This window comes from Actinophytocola algeriensis, assembly GCF_014203735.1.
GTDB classification, from domain to species: domain Bacteria; phylum Actinomycetota; class Actinomycetes; order Mycobacteriales; family Pseudonocardiaceae; genus Actinophytocola; species Actinophytocola algeriensis.
Map to the genome: position 1 here is coordinate 32,738 of NZ_JACHJQ010000006.1, position 17,458 is coordinate 50,195.

Below are 17,458 nucleotides of genomic sequence, written 5' to 3' on the forward strand. Positions count from 1 at the left end.
CCGTCCTCACTTCTCCTCGGCCGTGGCGCCGAGCACGAACTGGTGCTTGCCCTGGCTCAGCTCAAGCTCCTGCATGTGGGTCTTGCCCTGCCGGTCCCGCCACTCGATGCAGACGTTCACGGGGCCCTCGGCGTCACCGAGTCCGATGTGGACCTCGGTGCTGCGCTTGCCGCCGTGGCCGCTGCCGCCGTCGACGCGCTGGATGTACTTCTTGCCGTCCGCCGTGGTGACCGTGACCTGTGCACCGGTCGCGGGCGAGCCCGCGATGTCCGCGGTGCCGACCGTCTCCTTCTGCTCGTGGGTGAGCTCGAGGTTCAGGTAGCCACCGGGGCTCGGCGCCTCGTTGTGGTAGTACACCGGCTCGCCGTACTGGCGGGCCACCGCGAGGTCGAGCAGGCCGTCGCCGTCGGCGTCGCCGGTGGCGATGCCGCGGGTCGGGATCGGCACGGCCAGGCCCAGCTCGGGCGCCAGGTCGGTGTAGCGGCCGTCCTCACCCTTGACGAACAGGTGCAGCGTCTCACTGCCCGCGATGTCGTCGCCCGCGTTGGCGTTGGGCCAGAAGAACGGGTTGGCCACCAGCGCGTCGTTGGCCATCGCCAGCTCCTGCAGCTGCGGCCAGCGGTTCGTCGAACCCCGGATGAAGCCGTTGGTCACCGCGATGTCCAGCTCGCCGCGGTTGGCGAAGTCGGCGAGCTTGTTGTCCCACGACCAGCCGGACCACGCGGTGCCGTCCCCGCCGCTGACGTCCTTGAACGGCGCTTCCCCGGACCGCAGCTGCGTGCGCAGGTCTGCCTTGTCCTTGGCCTGGTTGACGTAGTGGAAGTTGCTCTCCACGATGCCCCACGTGACCGTCAGGTTGGAGACGAACGCGTCGTAGAGGCCGTCGTGGTTGGTGTCGCCGAAGTCGACGCCCATGCCCTTGAACGAGTCCTCACCGATCCGCTTCGACTTCGGCGTGCCAGGGGTGCGGGTCGTCTCGACGTTGTCGAAGCTCACCTTGCCCGGCTGGGAACGGTTGTACAGCAACCGGTCCTGGCCGAAGTCGTTGGCGATGTAGAGCTCGGGGAGCAGGTCGCCGTCGAGGTCGTTGGCGCTGACCGCGAGCGTCCAGCCGTGGCGGGCCTCCTCGGGCAGCACGTCCTCCGGGACCGCCTCGAAGTCCGCGGTCGGGTTCGCACCCGCCGTCGCGCCCTTGCCGAGCAGGATGTGCTTGCCGCCACCGTTCTGCGCGTGCGACAGGGAGTGGTTCATCTCCACGCCCCCGTCCTGGCTCGGGTCGAGGACCGGGCTGTCGGGGAAGTAGTTGCCGACGAAGATGTCGTCGTGGCCGTCACCGTCGAAGTCCGCGACGGTCGCCGCGTTGGAGTTCCACTGCGGACCGTTGTACTTCCCGTCCGGGCCGGCGTTGTTGCCCGGCACTGCCTCGGTCGCGACGAACGCGGACGGCGACAGCGCGTCGTCGTGGTCGGCGGTCTGCAGGTGGATGACCGGGGTGCGGCCCCACATGTAGATCAGCAGGTCCAGCCTGCCGTCCTCGTTGAGGTCGGCGGGCACGCAGCCCATCGGCGCCATCACGTCGTTGACGGGCAGCGGGGCCGGCGTGAGCTCGAACGGCTCGTACCGGTCACCGCGCGCGTCGGGCACCGGCGTGATGATGACCTGGTCGGTGCGCGGGTCGACCACGCACAGGTCGTTCGGCAGGCCGTCGCCGTCCAGGTCGTTCATCGCGACCGCGGCACCCACCGACGACATCCACGCGTCGATGTGCTTGTACGCCTGGTTCACCTGCCGGATCGACTGCTGCTTGTCCGACTCGGGGAGCGCCACGCTGTGTTCCGCGAACGCGTAGTTGTCCGCCATCGCGTTCCTGGTGTCCGCGGAAACCTGCGGCAGGGTGACCGCGAAGTAGAACGCGACGACGACCACGAGCGCGATGACACCGGTCAGCTGCCTGCGCAGCAGGCCAAGTACCGCGGTCATGTGTTCACACCTCCAAGGGAAACGAATGCGCTGGCGATCCGCTGCCGCCAGATCTCGTACGCCGGCTTGTCGCCGTCTGCCTGGTCGGCAGGCCGGAGCTCGTCAGCGAGCCGGGCCGCCTCTTCCGGGGTGGTGCCGCACAGCACCTGGGTGGCCAGCGCGGAGTGCGCCGGGACGATGCCCGCCCGCACCCGTGCGTTCGCGGCGAACGCGCTGCCCTGGGCGAGGTTGCCCTGGTAGTCGCCGGCGCGAGCCCGCAGCGTCCGCAGCTCCTGCTCGGCGTCTGCCCGGTCGTCACCGCCACCGGCGTAGGTGGCCGCGAGCCCGACACCGGCCCACAGGTCTGGGCGCCGCTCCTCCGGGAACGTGTCCAGCAGGTCCGCCACCAGCACCGGGTCGGTGCCGCGGACGAACCACGACGCACGCCCGATGCCCTGGTCGATCGCGCTGTTCGCGTAGGACCCGTGCGGACCGCCCGGCCACGGGAAGTTCGGGTCCTGGTACTTGCCGTCGATGTACTTCGCGGTGTGGAAGTACGCCTGGTGGAAGCCGTACCCGTCGAGCACCAGCGGCACCAGCACGGGGTCCAGCGACGACGGCTTCGGCCACCGGAAACGCGGCAGCCGCGCCATCGCCCAGCCGATCCCCACGTACGCGAGGTACTGGTACGTCTGGCCCTTCTCGGTCTCGAAGAAGCGGCGGGCGTTGTCCGAGCGGCCGAACGGCAGGCCGTCGAGCATCGCGAGGCCCATGCCCGCGCCCTCGTAGGCGAAGCCGCGCAACCAGTCGGGCAGCTCTTCGATCCGCGTCTCCGCGTCGGCCGGGGTGCGGGCCTCGACCGCGTGTGCGTAACCGATCAGGAAGGTCTTCCCGACGGTCTCGAGCCGTTCCTGAGCAGCCGGAGATTTTTTGTGGAAGCCGCGCTTGTCGAGAGTCGTCTCGACAACATTCGGTGTCAGTAGGCGCCGCCGCAGCGCCCGCCATGAACTGGACAAGTTCATCCCCTAACCGTCAGCAAAACGGCATCGTGATTTTTGATCGACTGACGACGTCGACATTGCCAAGGGTCAGTCGCGCACGTGGCACCGCGCATCTCCACTGATGCGCTATGCCCGTTTCGGCAGAAGAGACCGGGTAGGCACATGAAGAGAAGGCAAACGGCACATCACTCGTGCACGCTTGGTAGCGGCATTGGGAAAAGCGTGTCGAGGACTGTCGCCGAACTTCGGCCTCATCGCCGCGGGTCAGCGGCCGGCGTTATTCGCGCGCCGATTCGGTCGGGTGGTCGTCGAGAATAGGCGGTACAGGTTGAGCACCGAACGAATCGCGATCGTCGGCATCGGACTTCGTTACCCCGACGCCGCCAGCACCCAGGAACTCTGGGAGAACGTCCTGGCGGGACGCCGTGCGTTCCGCAGGCTGCCGGACGAGCGGATGAACCAGGCGGACTACTACTCCGCCGATCAGGACGCACCGGACCGCTTCTACTCCAAGAAAGCGGCCGTGCTGAGGGACTTCGAGTTCGACCGGCTGAAGTACAAGGTCGCCGGCAGCACCTTCCGGTCGACCGACCTCACTCACTGGCTGGCGCTGGACGTCGCCGCGACGGCACTGGCCGACGCGGGCTTCCCCGACGCGGAGGGCCTGCCGAAGCAGGCCACCGGCGTCGTGTTCGGCAACAGCCTCACGGGTGAGTTCTCCCGGGCGAACCTCATGCGGTTGCGCTGGCCATACGTGCGGCGCACCCTCGCGGCCGCGCTGTCGGCCAAGGGCTGGGACGACGACGAGACGTCCGCGTTCCTGCGCGACCTCGAGCCCGTGTACAAGGCGCCGTTCCCCGCGATCGACGAGGACACCCTCGCGGGTGGTCTCGCGAACACCATCGCGGGCCGGGTCTGCAACTACTTCGACCTCGGCGGCGGCGGTTACACCGTCGACGGCGCCTGTTCTTCGTCGCTGATCTCCATCGCGACGGCGTCCAAGGCACTGGTCGACGGCGACCTGGACGTGTGCCTCGCCGGTGGCGTGGACCTGTCCATCGACCCGTTCGAGGTGATCGGCTTCGCCAAGACCGGGGCGCTGTCCACCGGCGAGATGAAGATCTACGACGCCGACTCCAACGGCTTCTGGCCCGGTGAGGGCTCCGGGGTCGTCGTGCTGATGCGCGAGGAGGACGCGATCGCCCGCGGTCTGCGGATCTACGCGTCGATCACCGGCTGGGGCATGTCCTCGGACGGCAAGGGCGGCATCACCCGGCCGGAGGCGGCCGGGCACCGGCTCGCCATCAGCCGCGCGTACAGCCGCGCCGGGTACGGCCCGGAGACCGTCGCCTACTTCGAGGGCCACGGCACCGGCACCGCACTCGGGGACGCCGTCGAGCTGGAAGCCATCGGTTCCGCGCGGCGCAACTCCGACCCGGAGGCCAGGCCTGCGGCGATCAGCTCGCTGAAGGGCAACATCGGCCACACCAAGGCCGCCGCGGGTGTCGGTGGCCTGATCAAGGCCGCGCTGTCGGTGTACCACCAGGTCATCCCGCCCTCGACCGGGCACTTCGACGCGCACCCGAAGCTCACCGGCGACAACCCGGCGCTGTACGTGCCGAGCACACCGGAGCTGTGGCCGGACGACGTGCCGATCCGCGCCGGTGTGTCGGCGATGGGCTTCGGTGGCATGAACACGCACATCGCGCTGGAGCAGGCCCCGGGCACCACGCGCCAGTCGGAGCTGCCGAAGGACGCCGCGGCACTGCACAGCGGCAGGCAGGACGCCGAGCTGTTGCTGCTCGACGCGGCCGACAACGCCACGCTGGCCGAGCAGGTCACCGGGCTGGTCGACGTGGTGGCGAAGCTGTCGTTCGCCGAGATCGCCGACCTGGCCGGGACACTGGCCGGGCAGCTGACCGGCGGTCCGGTGCGGGCCGCGATCGTGACCACGAGCCCAGAGGACGCGGTCGGCAAGCTGGAGCGGCTGGGTGCCGCGCTGGCCGAGGACACCCGCCTGTTCACCGCGGACGGCGTGTACCTCGACCGCGGCGAGAGCGCACCGAGGATCGCCTACCTGTTCCCGGGTCAGGGTTCCGGGCGCGGCGCGGTCGGCGCGATCCGCCGCAGGTTCGCGGCGGCGGAGGCCGTGTTCGAGCACGCGGGTGTGCCGACCGACGGCGACCAGGTCGCCACCGAGGTCGCGCAGCCGCGGATCGTCGCCGGGTCGGTCGCGGCGCTGCGGGTGCTGCACAACCTCGGCGTGGACGCGGACGTCGCGGTCGGCCACAGCCTCGGCGAGCTCACCGCGCTGGCCTGGGCCGGTGTGCTGGGCGGCAAGGACGTCGTGCGCCTCGCCACGGCCCGCGGTGCGGTCATGGCCAACGCCAGCCAGGGCGGCGGCGCGATGGCCGGCCTCGCCACCACGGCCGACAAGGCCAGGTCGTTGTTCGGCAACGAGCCGGTCGTCATCGCCGGGTACAACGGGCCGAAGCAGACGGTCATCGCGGGTGACGCGGGTGCCGTGGACCGCGTGGTCGAGACCGCCAGGGCCGAGGGCATCACCGCCAACCGGCTCAACGTGTCGCACGCCTTCCACTCGCCGCTGGTCCAGCCCGCGGCGGAGGCGATGACGGAGCGGCTCACCGAGTTCGACTTCGCCATCCCGGGGCGCACGATCGTGTCCGCCGTGACCGGTGAGGTGCTCGACCCGAGCACCGACCTGCGGGCGATGTTGCGCGACCAGATCGTGGCCCCGGTCCGGTTCCACGAGGCGGCCGCGAAGGCCACCGAGGGCGCGGACCTCGCGATCGAGGTCGGTCCCGGCCGGGTGCTGACCGGGCTGCTGCGCGACATCGCGCCGGACGTGCCGGTGCTGTCTGTCGACACCGACAGCCAGTCGCTGTCCTCGCTGCTGTCGGTCGTCGGCGCCGCCTACGCGCTGGGCGCGAAGGTGGACACCGAGGCGCTGTTCGCCGACCGGGTGCGGCGGCCGATCTCGCTGTCGGGTGAGTTCACGTTCCTGGCGAGCCCGTGCGAGGCGGCACCGGACCTGGCGATCGGCATCACCGAGTTCGGTGCGCTCAACCCGGCCGCGAACGAGGCCGAGACCGAGACCGCCGAGGCAGGCGAGGACGGCACGTCCACGCTCGACCTGCTGCGCCAGCTCGCCGCCGAGCGCGTCGAGCTGCCGCTGGAGACCGTCACGGCGGCCACGCACCCGCTGGACGACCTGCACCTGAGCTCCATCACCGTCGGGCAGATCGTCAACGAGGTCACCCGCAGGCTGGGCCTGCCCACGCTGGAGGCGACGACCAACTTCGCCACCGTGACGCTGGGCGAGCTGGCCGAGATCATCGACGAGCTGGCCGAGTCGGCCGGCGACGGCGACGGCGGTGGCAGCAACGAGGTCGCCGGTGTCGCGCAGTGGGTTCGGCCCTTCCGGGTCGACTACGTCAAGGCGCGCACCCCGAGGGTCAGCACCGGCACCGGGTCGGTGGGCACCTGGCAGGCGTTCGCCCCGGCGGGCCACCCGCTGGCGGAGCGGCTGCGGGTCGCGCTGGACGAGGCGGGCATCGGCGACGGTGTGCTGCTGGTCCTGCCGGACAGCGGTGAGGAGCACGTCGACCTGATCCTGGGTGCCGGCAAGGCGGCGGCCGCCGCCGCGCCGGGCAGCCGGTTCGTCGTGGTGCAGAACAAGTTCGGCGCGTCGGGGCTCGCCAGGACCGCGTTCCTGGAGGCCCAGGAGGTATCGACGACGATCGTCTCGCTGCCCGACCTCGCGCCGTCGACCGCGACCGCGATCGACGAGGCCGTGCAGCGGGTCATCACCGAGGCGGCCGCGACCACGGTGTTCAGCGAGGTCCGCTACACGCCGGAGGGCCAGCGGACCAAGCCGGTGCTGACCGTGGTGCAACCGCCGGCCGAGGCGCCGGTGGGCACCCCGCTCGACAGCTCCGACGTGCTGCTGGTCACCGGTGGCGCGAAGGGCATCACCGCGGAGTGCGCGCTGGTCATGGCGCTGGACTCGGGTGCGAAGCTCGCGTTGATCGGCCGGGACGCCCCGGAGGACGACGAGGAGATCGCGTCCAACATCGCCAGGATGACCGAGGCGGGCGTGGTGTGCCAGTACGAGCGCGCCGACGTCACCGACCCCCAGCAGGTCGCGCAGGCGGTCGCCGCGTTCGAGGCCAACCTCGGCCCGGTCACCGGTGTCATGCACGGCGCGGGCCGCAACGAGCCCGCCGCGCTGTCCAACCTGACCGAGGAGCGGTTCCACCAGACGCTGGCCGTCAAGATCGCAGGCCTGCGCGCGGTGCTCGACTCGGTGAACCAGGACGGCATCAAGCTGCTCGTCACGTTCGGCAGCATCATCGGCCGGGCGGGGCTGCGCGGCGAGGCACACTACTCGACCGCGAACGACTGGATGTCGGAGATGACCGTCGACTTCCAGCGGGCGCACCCGAACTCGCGGGCGATCGCGATGGAGTGGTCGGTCTGGTCCGGTGCGGGCATGGGTGAGCGGCTGGGCGTCGTCGAGGCGCTGGTCCGCGACGGCATCACGCCGGTCTCGGTGGACGAGGGCCTGAAGGTGCTGCGCCAGGTGCTGGCGGACCCGGCGGCCGGCCCGATCGTGACGATCACCGGCCGGATGGGCGGGCTGCCGACGCTGCCGCTCGACACGAGCGAGGAACTGCCACTGGCCCGGTTCGTCGACCGCGTCCTGGTGCACTACCCGCAGGTCGAGCTGGTCACCGAGGTCGAGCTGTCCCCGGGCAGCGACCCGTACCTGTCCGACCACCTGCTGGACGGGGACCTGCTCTTCCCCGCGGTCGTCGGCATGGAGGCGATGAGCCAGGTGGCGACGGCGCTGACCGGGCAGACCGGTGCGCCGCTGCTGGAGGACATCGAGTTCCTGCGCCCGATCGTGGTCCGGCCCGGCTCGGCCGCGGCCGTGCGGCTCGCCGCACTGGCCCGCGACGAGGAGACGGTGACGGTCGCGATCCGCTCGGAGGACACCGGGTTCAGCGCGGACCACTTCCGCGCCACGCTCCGGTTCCCCCGGCCGGCCCCGGCCGACTCGGGTGAGGAGCGGACGGCGACCCAGCTGCCGCTGGTGCCGCTCGACCCGATCACCGAGCTGTACGGCGGCGTGATGTTCCAGGGCAAGCGGTTCCAGCGGGTCCTCGGGTACCGGCGGGCGAGTGCCCGGCACGCGGTGGCGGAGCTGTCCACCACCACACCGGCGCCGTGGTTCGCCGCCTACCTGCCGCAGGAGCAGGTGCTGGCCGACCCCGGCACCCGTGACGCGGTGATGCACGCACTGCAGTGCTGCGTGCCCGACGCGACACTGCTGCCGCAGGGTGTGGAGCGGCTGTACCTGGCCCAGCCCGCGGACCAGCAGGTCGAGTACGTGGTGCTGGACGCTCGTGAACGGTCGCAGGACGGCGACAGCTACATCTACGACGTCGACGTCCTCGAGCCCACCGGCAGGCTGGTCGAGCGGTGGGAAGGCCTGACGCTGCGGGCCGTGCGGCGCAAGGACGCCTCGGGTCCCTGGGTGTCCTCGATGCTCAGCGGCTACCTGGAGCGGACGCTGGAGCAGGTCATCGGCGGCACCCGCGCGGTGGTCGTCGAGCCGGACCCGGTGGCCGGCGAGCCCGCCGACCGGCGGGCGCAGACCGAGCTGGCCGCGAGCCGTGCCCTGGGTGGCCCGGTGTCCGTGCGGTACCGCCCGGACGGCAAGCCCGAGGTGGACGGTGCCTCGATCTCGGCGTCGCACGGCGCCGGGGTGACCCTGGTGGTGACCGGGCAGGGCAGGCTGGGCGCCGACGTGGAGGCCGTGGTCGAGCGCAGTGAGGCGGACTGGGCCGACCTGCTCGGCCGCGAGCTGGGCGGTGTCCGCGACCTGGTGGTGGCGGAGTCGGGTGAGGACGTGCACACCGCGTCCACGCGGCTCTGGTCCGCGCTGGAGTGCCTGCAGAAGACCGGCACGACGGCACGGGACCTCACGGTGGACCGGGTCACGGCGGACGGCTGGGTCGTGCTGTCCTCCGGGAACGCACGGGTCGCCACCTGGGTCACCACCCTCAACGACCTCGAGGAGCCGGTGGTCTTCGCCGTCCTCGCCGGAGAGGGGTGAGCAGCGACATGAGCGCCGGCTACTTCGAGATCCGCCACAAGGTCGGGTTCGAGGAGACGAACATCGTCGGCAACGTCTACTACGTCAACTACCTGCGCTGGCAGGGGCACTGCCGGGAGAAGTTCCTGAACGACATGGCTCCCTCGGTGATGTCGGAGATCCTGCAGGACGACCTGAAGCTGTTCACGCTCAACGCGGGCTGCGAGTTCTTCGCCGACATCGCCGCCTTCGAGGAGGTCAGCGTGCGGTTGCGGCTGGACGAACTGACCCAGACGCAGATCGAGTTCGCGTTCGACTACGTGCAGGTGCGGGACGGTCAGGAAGTGCTCGTGGCACGGGGCAAGCAGCGGATCGCGTGCATGCGCGGCCCGAACAACAACACGGTCCCCACCAGGGTGCCCGCGGAGTTGCGTGAGGCTCTCGTGCCGTACAGCACCGAGGCGGCCAGCGTGAGCTGACCCCGCCGGGACGAGCGGACACGGACACGTCGACCAGGTCGTAGCGACCTGGTCGACGTGTCCGTGTGTGTCCACTTTCCGGTTCTGCCAGGGAATCACCCACACACCGGACGGGAATTCGACCTGCACAGTTTACCGTCGAATTCAAGCGGCCCGTCAGCGCAATTCGACCGCTCCGTTCGGAATGGTGCCCGCATTGCGCCGTCGTCTGTGAGAGACTGTGCCGACGTACCTGGTCAAGGGGCCTCACATCCGCTGACGAAAAGCCGATGACCAGACACCGGCGGCCATGGTGGGGGGCGAGACATGCTTGCGCTTCGACTGCTCGGGCCCTTGACGCTGTCCGTCGCCGACGTCGAGCACGATCTCGGCGGCGCCCGGCAACGCGTGGTCCTCGCGCTGCTGGCGCTCAACGCCAACCGAGTGGTCCCGGTCGACCAGCTCATCGACGCCGTGTGGGAGTCCGCGCCGCCGACCACCGCCCGCGCCCAGATCCAGATCTGCGTGTCCGGCCTGCGCCGGGTGCTCGCGGGCGCCGGTGACACCGCCCAGATCCGCACCCGCCCGCCCGGCTACCTGCTCGACATCTCCGACGACGACCTCGACGTCGCCCAGTTCACGAGCCTCGTGACCGCCGCGCGGGCGCACGTCGACGCCAACCGCGTGGCCGAGGCGGTCGCCACGCTGCGCAGCGCGCTGTCGCTGTGGCGCGGGCCCGCGCTGGCGGGCATGAACTCGGAGCTGCTGCGCCGCAACGCGGCCCAGCTCGACGACGCCCGGGTCGCCGCGGTCATGGACCGGCTGCGCCTCGACCTCACCCTCGGGCGGCACGACGAGATCATCGGCGAGCTGTTCGCGCTGGTCAAGGAGCACCCGCTCCGCGAGCGGCTGTACGAGTACCTGATGCTCGCGCTGTACCGCGCGGGCCGCCAGGCCGAGGCGCTCGAGGTGTGCAGGCAGGCGCGGGCCACGCTGATGGAGGAGCTCGGGATCGAGCTCGGCGAGAGCGCGCGCAGGCTCGAGAGCGCGATCCTCAACCGCGACCCCAAGCTCGACATCGCCGTGTCCGGCGTCGACGGCCGCACCACCCCGGTCACCGTCGTGCCCCAGACGGTGGTGCCGCGCAGGCTGCCGGCCACCATCGGCGACTTCACCGGCCGGGCCGCACAGCTCGCCGAGATCAAGAACGCGCTCGACGACCACGGGGACCCCGAGGCGGTCAACTACGGCACGCGCATCGTCGCAATCTCCGGCAAGGGCGGCGTCGGCAAGTCCACGCTGGCCGTGCGGGCCGCGCACGAGCTGCGCGACGCCTACCCCGACGGCCACCTCTACGGCGACCTCGAGTCCACGACCGGCGAGGACCGGGTCCGCGGCGTGCTCGCCCGGTTCCTGCGCGCGCTGGGCATCGACGGCAACGCGATCCCGGAGGACGACGAGGAGCGCGGCGAGCTGTACCGCAGCCGCGTGGCCAACAAGAAGGTGCTGGTCGTGCTCGACGGCGCGACCGACGAGGAGCAGGTCATCCCCCTGCTGCCGGCCGGGCCGGGGTGCGCGGTGATCGTGACCAGCAGGACCCGGCTGTCCGGCCTGCCGGGCGCGCTGCAGGTCGCCATCGAGGTGTTCGACGTCGACCACGCGCTGGAGATGTTCGCGACGATCGTCGGCCAGGAGCGGATGCGCAACGAGCCGGAGGCGGCGCGCGAGCTGGTCAGCCAGTGCGGCGGTCTCCCCCTCGCGATCCGGATCGCGGGCGCGCGGCTCGCCTCCCGCGCGCACTGGCGCATCGACGTGCTGGTCGCCCGGTTGCGCGACTCGGTGCGCAGGCTCGACGAGCTGTCGTTCCGCGGCCTGGTGCTGCGTTCCAACATCGGCCAGAGCTACGAGGTCCTGTCCGAGGACGGGCAGCGGCTCTTCCGCCGGTTCGCGCTGATCACCACCCCGGACTTCCCGTGGTGGACCGCGGCCGCGCTGCTGGACGTGGACCCCTACGACGCCTTCGAGGTGGTCGAGACGCTGGTCGACGCGCAGCTGCTGGACACGGTGCAGTACCCGGGCGAACGGCTGCGCTACCGGTTCCACGACCTGATCCGGGTGTACGCGACCGAGCAGTTGCAGACCACGGAGTCCGCGGCCGAGCAGACGGAGACGGTCGAGCGGCTGCTGGGCGCCTGGCTCGCCCGCGCCGACCACGCGCACGCCAAGGAGTACGGCGGCGCCTACACGATCATCCACGGTACGACCTCCCGCTGGGGCCGCGCGGCCGAGCTGGAGGAGGCCGACGAGATGGTCAACCAGATCGACTGGCTGGAGAGCGAGCGCCGCTCACTCGTGTCGGCGGTCCGCCTGGCCGCCGACCACGAGATGGCGGAGGCGTGCTGGGACCTCGCACTCACCTCGGTGACGTTGTTCCAGCTCAAGGGCCACTTCGACGACTGGCGGGAGACCGCCGAGCTGGCCCTCGCGACGTCGGAGGCGGCGGACAACCAGCGCGGCCGGGCCGCGATGCTGTTCTCGCTCGGCGCGCTGCACGCACAGCAGCAGACCCGCCTCGACGAGGCCGAGCGCTGCTACACCGCCGCGCTGGAGATCTTCGAGGAGCTGGGCGACGAGCACGGCCACGCGCTCGCGCTGCGCAACCTGGCGACGCTGCACCGCATGCGCCACGGGACCGAGGCGACGATGGCGATGTACGAGGTGGCGCTCGAGAAGATGCGCGCGGTCGGCGACCTGGTCGGCCAGGCTCACATCCTTCAGCACATGGCGAAGGTCTGCATCGACGAGGGGGACGCCGACCGCGCGCGGGACCTGTTGGAAGCGGCGCTGACCCGCTGCCAGGAAGTGCGGTACCTCCGTGGCGAGGCCCAGGTCCTCAACCGGTTCGCCGAGCTGCACCTGTTCGTCAACCAGATCGAAGAGGCGCACCAGGCGCTGAACCGGGTACTGCTGATCGTGCGCGACATCGGTGACCGCATCGGTGAGGCGCACGCCTTGTACCGGCTGGGGGTGGTCCGCCAACGCTCCGGGCGACTGGACAACGCGGAGACCACCCTCCAGCACGCTCTATCCCTCGCTCAGCAGGTCGGCCAGCGCATGGTCGCCGGCAGCGCCCACTACGCGCTCGCCGAGATTGCCCTGTCCCGGGGTCAGGAGGCGGCCGGCGCGAGCCACATCGACGCGGCTCTCGCGCGGTTCGCCGAACTCGGCGCCACGATCTGGCAGGCCAAAGCCCTGATCCTCCGGTCGGACAGCCATGACGGCCGGGGCGAGGACAACCCGGCCGCCCGCGATCTCGACGCGGCCATCGAACTGCTCGGCACGGTGCAATCCACCGAGGCCGTCCGGTTGCGGAAGGAACTCGAACGCAACCGGGGTAACGCGTTTTCTCCCTGACCCCTCCGGGAGCGGCGGCAGGACAACTCCCCCGAGTCAGTCGCCTGCCACCCCTTGATCACACCACCGGGCTCACGGGCACGGCGTGTTCCAGTCGTCCTCGCAGTCCAGGAGCATGGTCACGTTCGCCGTGGGCGAGTTCCAGTCGTCCTCGGCCGCGGCGGTGCCGGCTCCGACGAACAGGGCGGACAGGCCCAGGAACAGTGCGGCGGCGGACAGCGCGCTCTTGCGAATGGCAGACATGGCAAAGCCTCCGAGATGTTTCTGGATTTCTTTCTGCGGGAACCCCGCTCGAGAACCAGTAGACAGTGGCTCGCCTTTAGTTGATTTTCGATGGATTTAACGCATTCCTTCGCCGGCCGATAGCGATCGGATAGAGCGGCAGTAGGCGCGTTATCGCGCGATAGCCGGATGCGTTTCCGAGGCCGCCGCGCCAGCCGCCCGCGCCGACAGGAGACCGCCCTGGTGCAGCCAGCGAACGGTGTCGGCGAACGTCTCCTCGGCGGGCCGGGCCGCGACCCCGCCGGTGCTCGCCGGCTCCCCCACGCGGGTGGCGCAGGCCGCGGTGTAGATCGCGCCGTACTCGGCCGGGATGTGCCACGGCCACACCCGCTGCACCGCGCCGACCAGCAGACCCAGCGGCAGCATGGCCCTGGCGGGCAGGTACGCCGTGGGCAGCGCCCTGCCGGTGACCGCGCGCAGGGTCCGCACGTACTGGCGGGTGGTCAGGTAGTGACCGGGGCCGAACAGGCGGTTCTCCGCGGGCCCCTCTTCCGCGAACAGCCCCGCGTGCAGGGCGGCGGTGTCCCGCACGTCACCGATGGGCAGCCCGCCGAGCGGCCAGATCGGCATCCGGCCGCGCAGCGCGTTGCGCAGCCGCGTGACCTGGTCGCCGCCCTTCGGGTCGTGCGGCCCCAGCAGGCCCGGCGGGTAGGTGATCGTCACCGGCACGCCGGCCGCCTGGTGCTCCCTGACGACCGCCTCGGCCGCCGCCTTGCTCGCGAGGTACGCCTCCCGGGGCCTGCCGACCGGCGAGTCCGGCCCCAGCACCCGCCCCTCGGCGGGCAACAGCGCACCGAAGCTCGACACGTACCCGATCCGCCCGGCGCCCGCCCTGCGCGCCGCGGCCAGCACGACCTCGGTGCCCGCGACGTTGGTCCTGGCCAGCTCCGCGTGCCGCCTGCTGTCGAACGAGTACACCGACGCCGCGTGCAGCACCGCGTCGGCGCCGCGCAGCAGACGGTCCACGCGGAACTGGTCGAGCACGTCGCCCTCGACCACGTCCACCGCGGCCAGGTCGACGCCCAGCGGTGTGAGCGCACGTTCCACGGTGGACTCCGCGCGGACCAGCAGCCGGACCCGGTGGCCTGCCCGCAGGATCGCGGCGACCGAATGGGCACCCACGAACCCCGTACCCCCGGTGACGGCTACCAGCATCGGGACCTCCTCGTCGTTCCCGCGGCGCCTGCCGCACGGGGGTGCTCAGTCCTCACCGGACACGCTGTGGCCTACGGGGCTCCTCGCCGGAGGGGTGGACCGCTCAGCCGTTGATCAGGCCGTTGCGGATGTCGCGCATCTCCGGGTAGGAGGCGAGGTCCGGCACGGTCCAGCCGTCCAGGTCGTACTCGGCGAGGCACTGGTCGACGAACGCCTTGTAGCCGTCCACCTCACCGCTCGCGATCTGCGAGTTGAGCAGCTCGACGCGGGTGGCCTCGTGGCTGCCCGCGTAGTTGCGCTCGTACAGCTCGTGCCTGCCGCCGAACTCGGTGCCGGTCGCGTCCCACAGGAGCTTCATCAGCTTGACCCGGTCCACCGCCTCGACGCCGCCCGAGCCGCGCACGTACTTGTCGAGGTACGGCCGGATCGCCGGGTTCTTGAAGTCCTCGGCGCTCGAGTTGAGGTAGATCAGTCCACTCGCGATGTCCTGCTGGATGATCTCCTTGACACGCGGGTAGCCGATCTGCATGAACCACCGGTAGGCCAGACCGTAGGCCGGGTTGGGCAGCACGGCGCCGTTGTTCCACTCCACCGGGTTGCGGGCGGCCGCGTCCGACAGCGCCCAGAACATGTTGCGCCAGGCCAGTACCTCACCGAGTCGCGACTGGACCCCTCGGAAGTCCTTGACCCCGGTGATCTCCACCGCCTTCGCCAGCATCCCGGCGATGAACTCGAGCTTGACCGCGAGCCGGGTGCAGCCGTGGAAGGTGAACCGCTCCGGGAAGCCGGACCGGCCGGTGAACAGCTGGACCTTGCCGAGGTGCCCGTAGATGAACACGTTCTCCCACGGGATGAGCACCTTGTCCAGCACCAGGATCGTGTCGTTCTCGTCCAGGCGGGACGAGAGCGGGTAGTCGAACGGGCTGCCCATCACCGCGGCCGTCGCCGTGTAGGAGGGCCTGCAGATCAGCTTCATCCCGGCCGCGCCCATCGGGATCGTCGCGACGAGGGCGAACTTGCGGTCCTTGATCGGCACGCCGTAGTGCGCGATGAAGTTGTAGTGCGTGAGCGCCGACCCGGTCGCGACGACCTTGGCGCCGCTGACGACCAGCCCGCTGTCGGTCTCCTTCTCCACGTGCACGAAGACGTCGGCGACCTCGTCCGGCGGGCGGTTGCGGTCCACCGGCGGGTGCACGATCGCGTGGTTCCAGTAGAGGACCTTCTCCTGCGACTCCTTGTACCAGCGCTTGGCGTTGTCCTGGTACGGCGCGTAGAAGTCCGAGTTCGCCCCGAGCGTGCCGAGGAACGCGGCCTTGTAGTCGGGCGTGCGGCCCATCCAGCCGTAGCTCATCCGCGACCACGCGGCGATGGCGCGCTGGTCGGCGACGAGGTCCTCCGCGCTGTGCGGCGTGGTGAAGAACCGGTGGGTGTACCCGCCGCTGCCGGTGTCGGTGGGACCTGTCAGCACGTCCTTGGTCGCGGGGTCGTGCAGCGCGTCGTAGAGCCGTGCCACCATCCTGGCCGGGTTGTGGAAGGCCGGGTGCGACGTGACGTCCTTGACCCGTTCGCCGTACAGGTAGATCTCGCGATCGTCCCGCAGGCTCTCCAGGTACTCGGCGCCGGTGAGCGGACGCGTACCAGTACCACCGTGCTCCGGTTCAGCCATCGGACTTCCTCTCGGTGAGACCTCGCCCGTGTGGCCCATCGTGCCAGCGAAAGCACCGCGGGTTGTTCTTCCCGGATGCGGTCGCACCCCTGGAAGTTCTTCCATGATGCGGAAAACACCGACGGCGAACCGCGGACTCCTGGGTTTGGCAATCTCGGTCCACCCCGCCGCCAGCCGCTTCCCAGGTGCGGCCAAGAACCGCCCCGCAGTTGGTCAAGCAACGCGGGAGACGACAAAGATCTTGCGCTGCTGTGCACTTGGGTCGTGTGTTCACCACCACAAGTCCGTTCGAGCGGCACATGCTGACCGGACCTGCCGACTGGACGGGCGATCCGCCGCTGTCAGAAGGAGGGACCGACTCGTGATCGAGGACTGGGGCCACATCAAACGACCGCGGCTCGTCGCACAGAGGATGTTGCAGGGCTTCGCCGATCTGCCGGTCATCGACTGCGGCCCGATCGCCGGTGGGCGGGGCAGACTGCGCGCCATCTTCGGTATGACAACGACGGAGTCGAGCTTCAAGTCCATCCTCGGCTTCGGGATGCTGGTGCTCGCCCACGAACGGGGACTGCTCAAACCGGGCCAGCCGGTGATCGAGTCCACATCGGGCTCGTTCGGGGTGAGCCTCGCGCTCGCGGGCAAGGTGCTCGGCAACCCCGTCGAACTGGTCACCGATCCGAACGTGCCGGTCGTGTCCCGGCGGAAGATCGAACTGCTCGGCGCGCGGCTGCACCTCGTCGACGGGCCGCACCCCACGGGTGGCACACAACAGGCCCGCGACGACCTCCGGCAGGCGCGGATGGCGGCGCGGCCGGGCATGTTCTGGACCAACCAGAACAACTCCGACCTGAACCCGGCGGTGTACCGGCGCTGGCTGCTGCCGGGTGTCACCCCCAAGCTCGACCTGGACTGGATCGACGCGGCGGTGTTCGTGGTCGGCACCGGCGGTCACTTCGTCGCGCTGTCGGAGATGCTGCGCTCCCACGGCATTCCCTGTTACGTGGCCGACCGGGTCGGCTCCATCACCTTCGGCGGCCGCCCGTCCCCCAGCGCGTTGCGCGGCATCGGCAACCAGAACACGGTGCCGGAAGTGATCGGGTCGAACCTGGACCTCGTGGAGGACGTCGACTACTTCAGCGATGCGGACGCCGCGGCGGGCTGCAAGGAACTCGCCCGGCGCGGCATCTACGTCGGCGGGAGCTCAGGCGTCGCGTTCATGGGCGCCGACCAGCTCGCCGCGCGCACCGGCGCCCGCAACATCCTGACGTTCTTCCCCGACCGCGGGGATCTCTACGGCGACCAGTTCCTCGGCGCGTCCGAGGAGGTCGAACTGGCGCGCGTGGCCGGCTGAGGTCGCGGCACTACCGGAGATGCGGCGGCGGACCGGTGAATGTGATTCTGA

Annotated in this window: 9 protein-coding genes; 4 read left to right on the forward strand and 5 right to left on the reverse strand. The window is 70.5% G+C overall.

Features of this window, described 5'->3' with window-relative positions:
- Positions 1-6: 6 nt before the first annotated feature.
- Both FHR82_RS27360 and FHR82_RS27365 read right to left on the reverse strand, forming a co-directional pair.
- The gene (locus tag FHR82_RS27360; protein WP_184813433.1) at positions 7-1,980 is read right to left on the reverse strand and encodes a CRTAC1 family protein; all 1,974 of its coding nucleotides are present in this window, start codon (positions 1,978-1,980) and stop codon (positions 7-9) included.
- On the reverse strand, positions 1,977-2,981 hold the full coding sequence (locus tag FHR82_RS27365) for a DUF1702 family protein (RefSeq protein ID WP_184813434.1): 1,005 nt from the start codon (positions 2,979-2,981) through the stop codon (positions 1,977-1,979). The genes FHR82_RS27360 and FHR82_RS27365 overlap by 4 nt, the downstream gene beginning before the upstream one ends.
- Before the next feature lie 307 nt (positions 2,982-3,288).
- On the opposite strand from FHR82_RS27365, the gene FHR82_RS27370 reads away from it, so the two are divergent.
- From FHR82_RS27370 to FHR82_RS27380, 3 genes are all read left to right on the forward strand, one after another.
- A complete protein-coding gene (locus FHR82_RS27370; RefSeq protein ID WP_184813435.1) occupies positions 3,289-9,102 on the forward strand; it encodes a type I polyketide synthase in 5,814 nt (1,937 codons plus the stop codon).
- Between the two features lie 8 nt (positions 9,103-9,110).
- On the forward strand, positions 9,111-9,560 hold the full coding sequence (locus FHR82_RS27375; RefSeq protein ID WP_184813436.1) for an acyl-CoA thioesterase: 450 nt from the start codon (positions 9,111-9,113) through the stop codon (positions 9,558-9,560).
- Between the two features lie 306 nt (positions 9,561-9,866).
- Entirely contained in the window at positions 9,867-12,953 is a 3,087-nt protein-coding gene (locus FHR82_RS27380) for an AfsR/SARP family transcriptional regulator (RefSeq protein ID WP_184813437.1), read from the forward strand.
- A 72-nt stretch (positions 12,954-13,025) separates the two neighbouring features.
- On the opposite strand, the gene FHR82_RS27385 is transcribed toward FHR82_RS27380, so the two are convergent.
- The 3 genes from FHR82_RS27385 to FHR82_RS27395 form a co-directional block, all read right to left on the reverse strand.
- Positions 13,026-13,196 carry a hypothetical protein gene (locus tag FHR82_RS27385; protein WP_184813438.1) on the reverse strand — a complete coding sequence of 57 codons (171 nt, stop codon included), beginning with the start codon at positions 13,194-13,196 and terminating at the stop codon, positions 13,026-13,028.
- A 150-nt stretch (positions 13,197-13,346) separates the two neighbouring features.
- Positions 13,347-14,390, reverse strand: coding sequence for an NAD-dependent epimerase/dehydratase family protein (locus tag FHR82_RS27390; protein ID WP_184813439.1), 1,044 nt, complete (start codon positions 14,388-14,390; stop codon positions 13,347-13,349).
- A 103-nt stretch (positions 14,391-14,493) separates the two neighbouring features.
- Positions 14,494-16,056 (reverse strand): 4-hydroxyphenylacetate 3-hydroxylase N-terminal domain-containing protein, encoded by a 1,563-nt coding sequence (locus FHR82_RS27395; protein ID WP_184813440.1) that lies wholly within the window; start codon positions 16,054-16,056, stop codon positions 14,494-14,496.
- 361 nt (positions 16,057-16,417) lie between these two features.
- Between FHR82_RS27395 and FHR82_RS27400 the strand changes: the two genes are divergently transcribed.
- Positions 16,418-17,407, forward strand: a complete 990-nt coding sequence (locus FHR82_RS27400; RefSeq protein WP_184813441.1) for a PLP-dependent cysteine synthase family protein — start codon at positions 16,418-16,420, stop codon at positions 17,405-17,407.
- Positions 17,408-17,458: the final 51 nt, after the last annotated feature.

Coding starts and splice junctions, on each gene's coding strand:
- FHR82_RS27360 (WP_184813433.1), bottom strand. CDS start 1,980: ATGACCGCGGTACTTGGCCTGCTGCGCAGGCAGCTGACCGGTGTCATC.
- FHR82_RS27365 (WP_184813434.1), bottom strand. CDS start 2,981: ATGAACTTGTCCAGTTCATGGCGGGCGCTGCGGCGGCGCCTACTGACA.
- FHR82_RS27375 (WP_184813436.1), top strand. CDS start 9,111: ATGAGCGCCGGCTACTTCGAGATCCGCCACAAGGTCGGGTTCGAGGAG.
- FHR82_RS27380 (WP_184813437.1), top strand. CDS start 9,867: ATGCTTGCGCTTCGACTGCTCGGGCCCTTGACGCTGTCCGTCGCCGAC.
- FHR82_RS27385 (WP_184813438.1), bottom strand. CDS start 13,196: ATGTCTGCCATTCGCAAGAGCGCGCTGTCCGCCGCCGCACTGTTCCTG.
- FHR82_RS27390 (WP_184813439.1), bottom strand. CDS start 14,390: ATGCTGGTAGCCGTCACCGGGGGTACGGGGTTCGTGGGTGCCCATTCG.
- FHR82_RS27395 (WP_184813440.1), bottom strand. CDS start 16,056: ATGGCTGAACCGGAGCACGGTGGTACTGGTACGCGTCCGCTCACCGGC.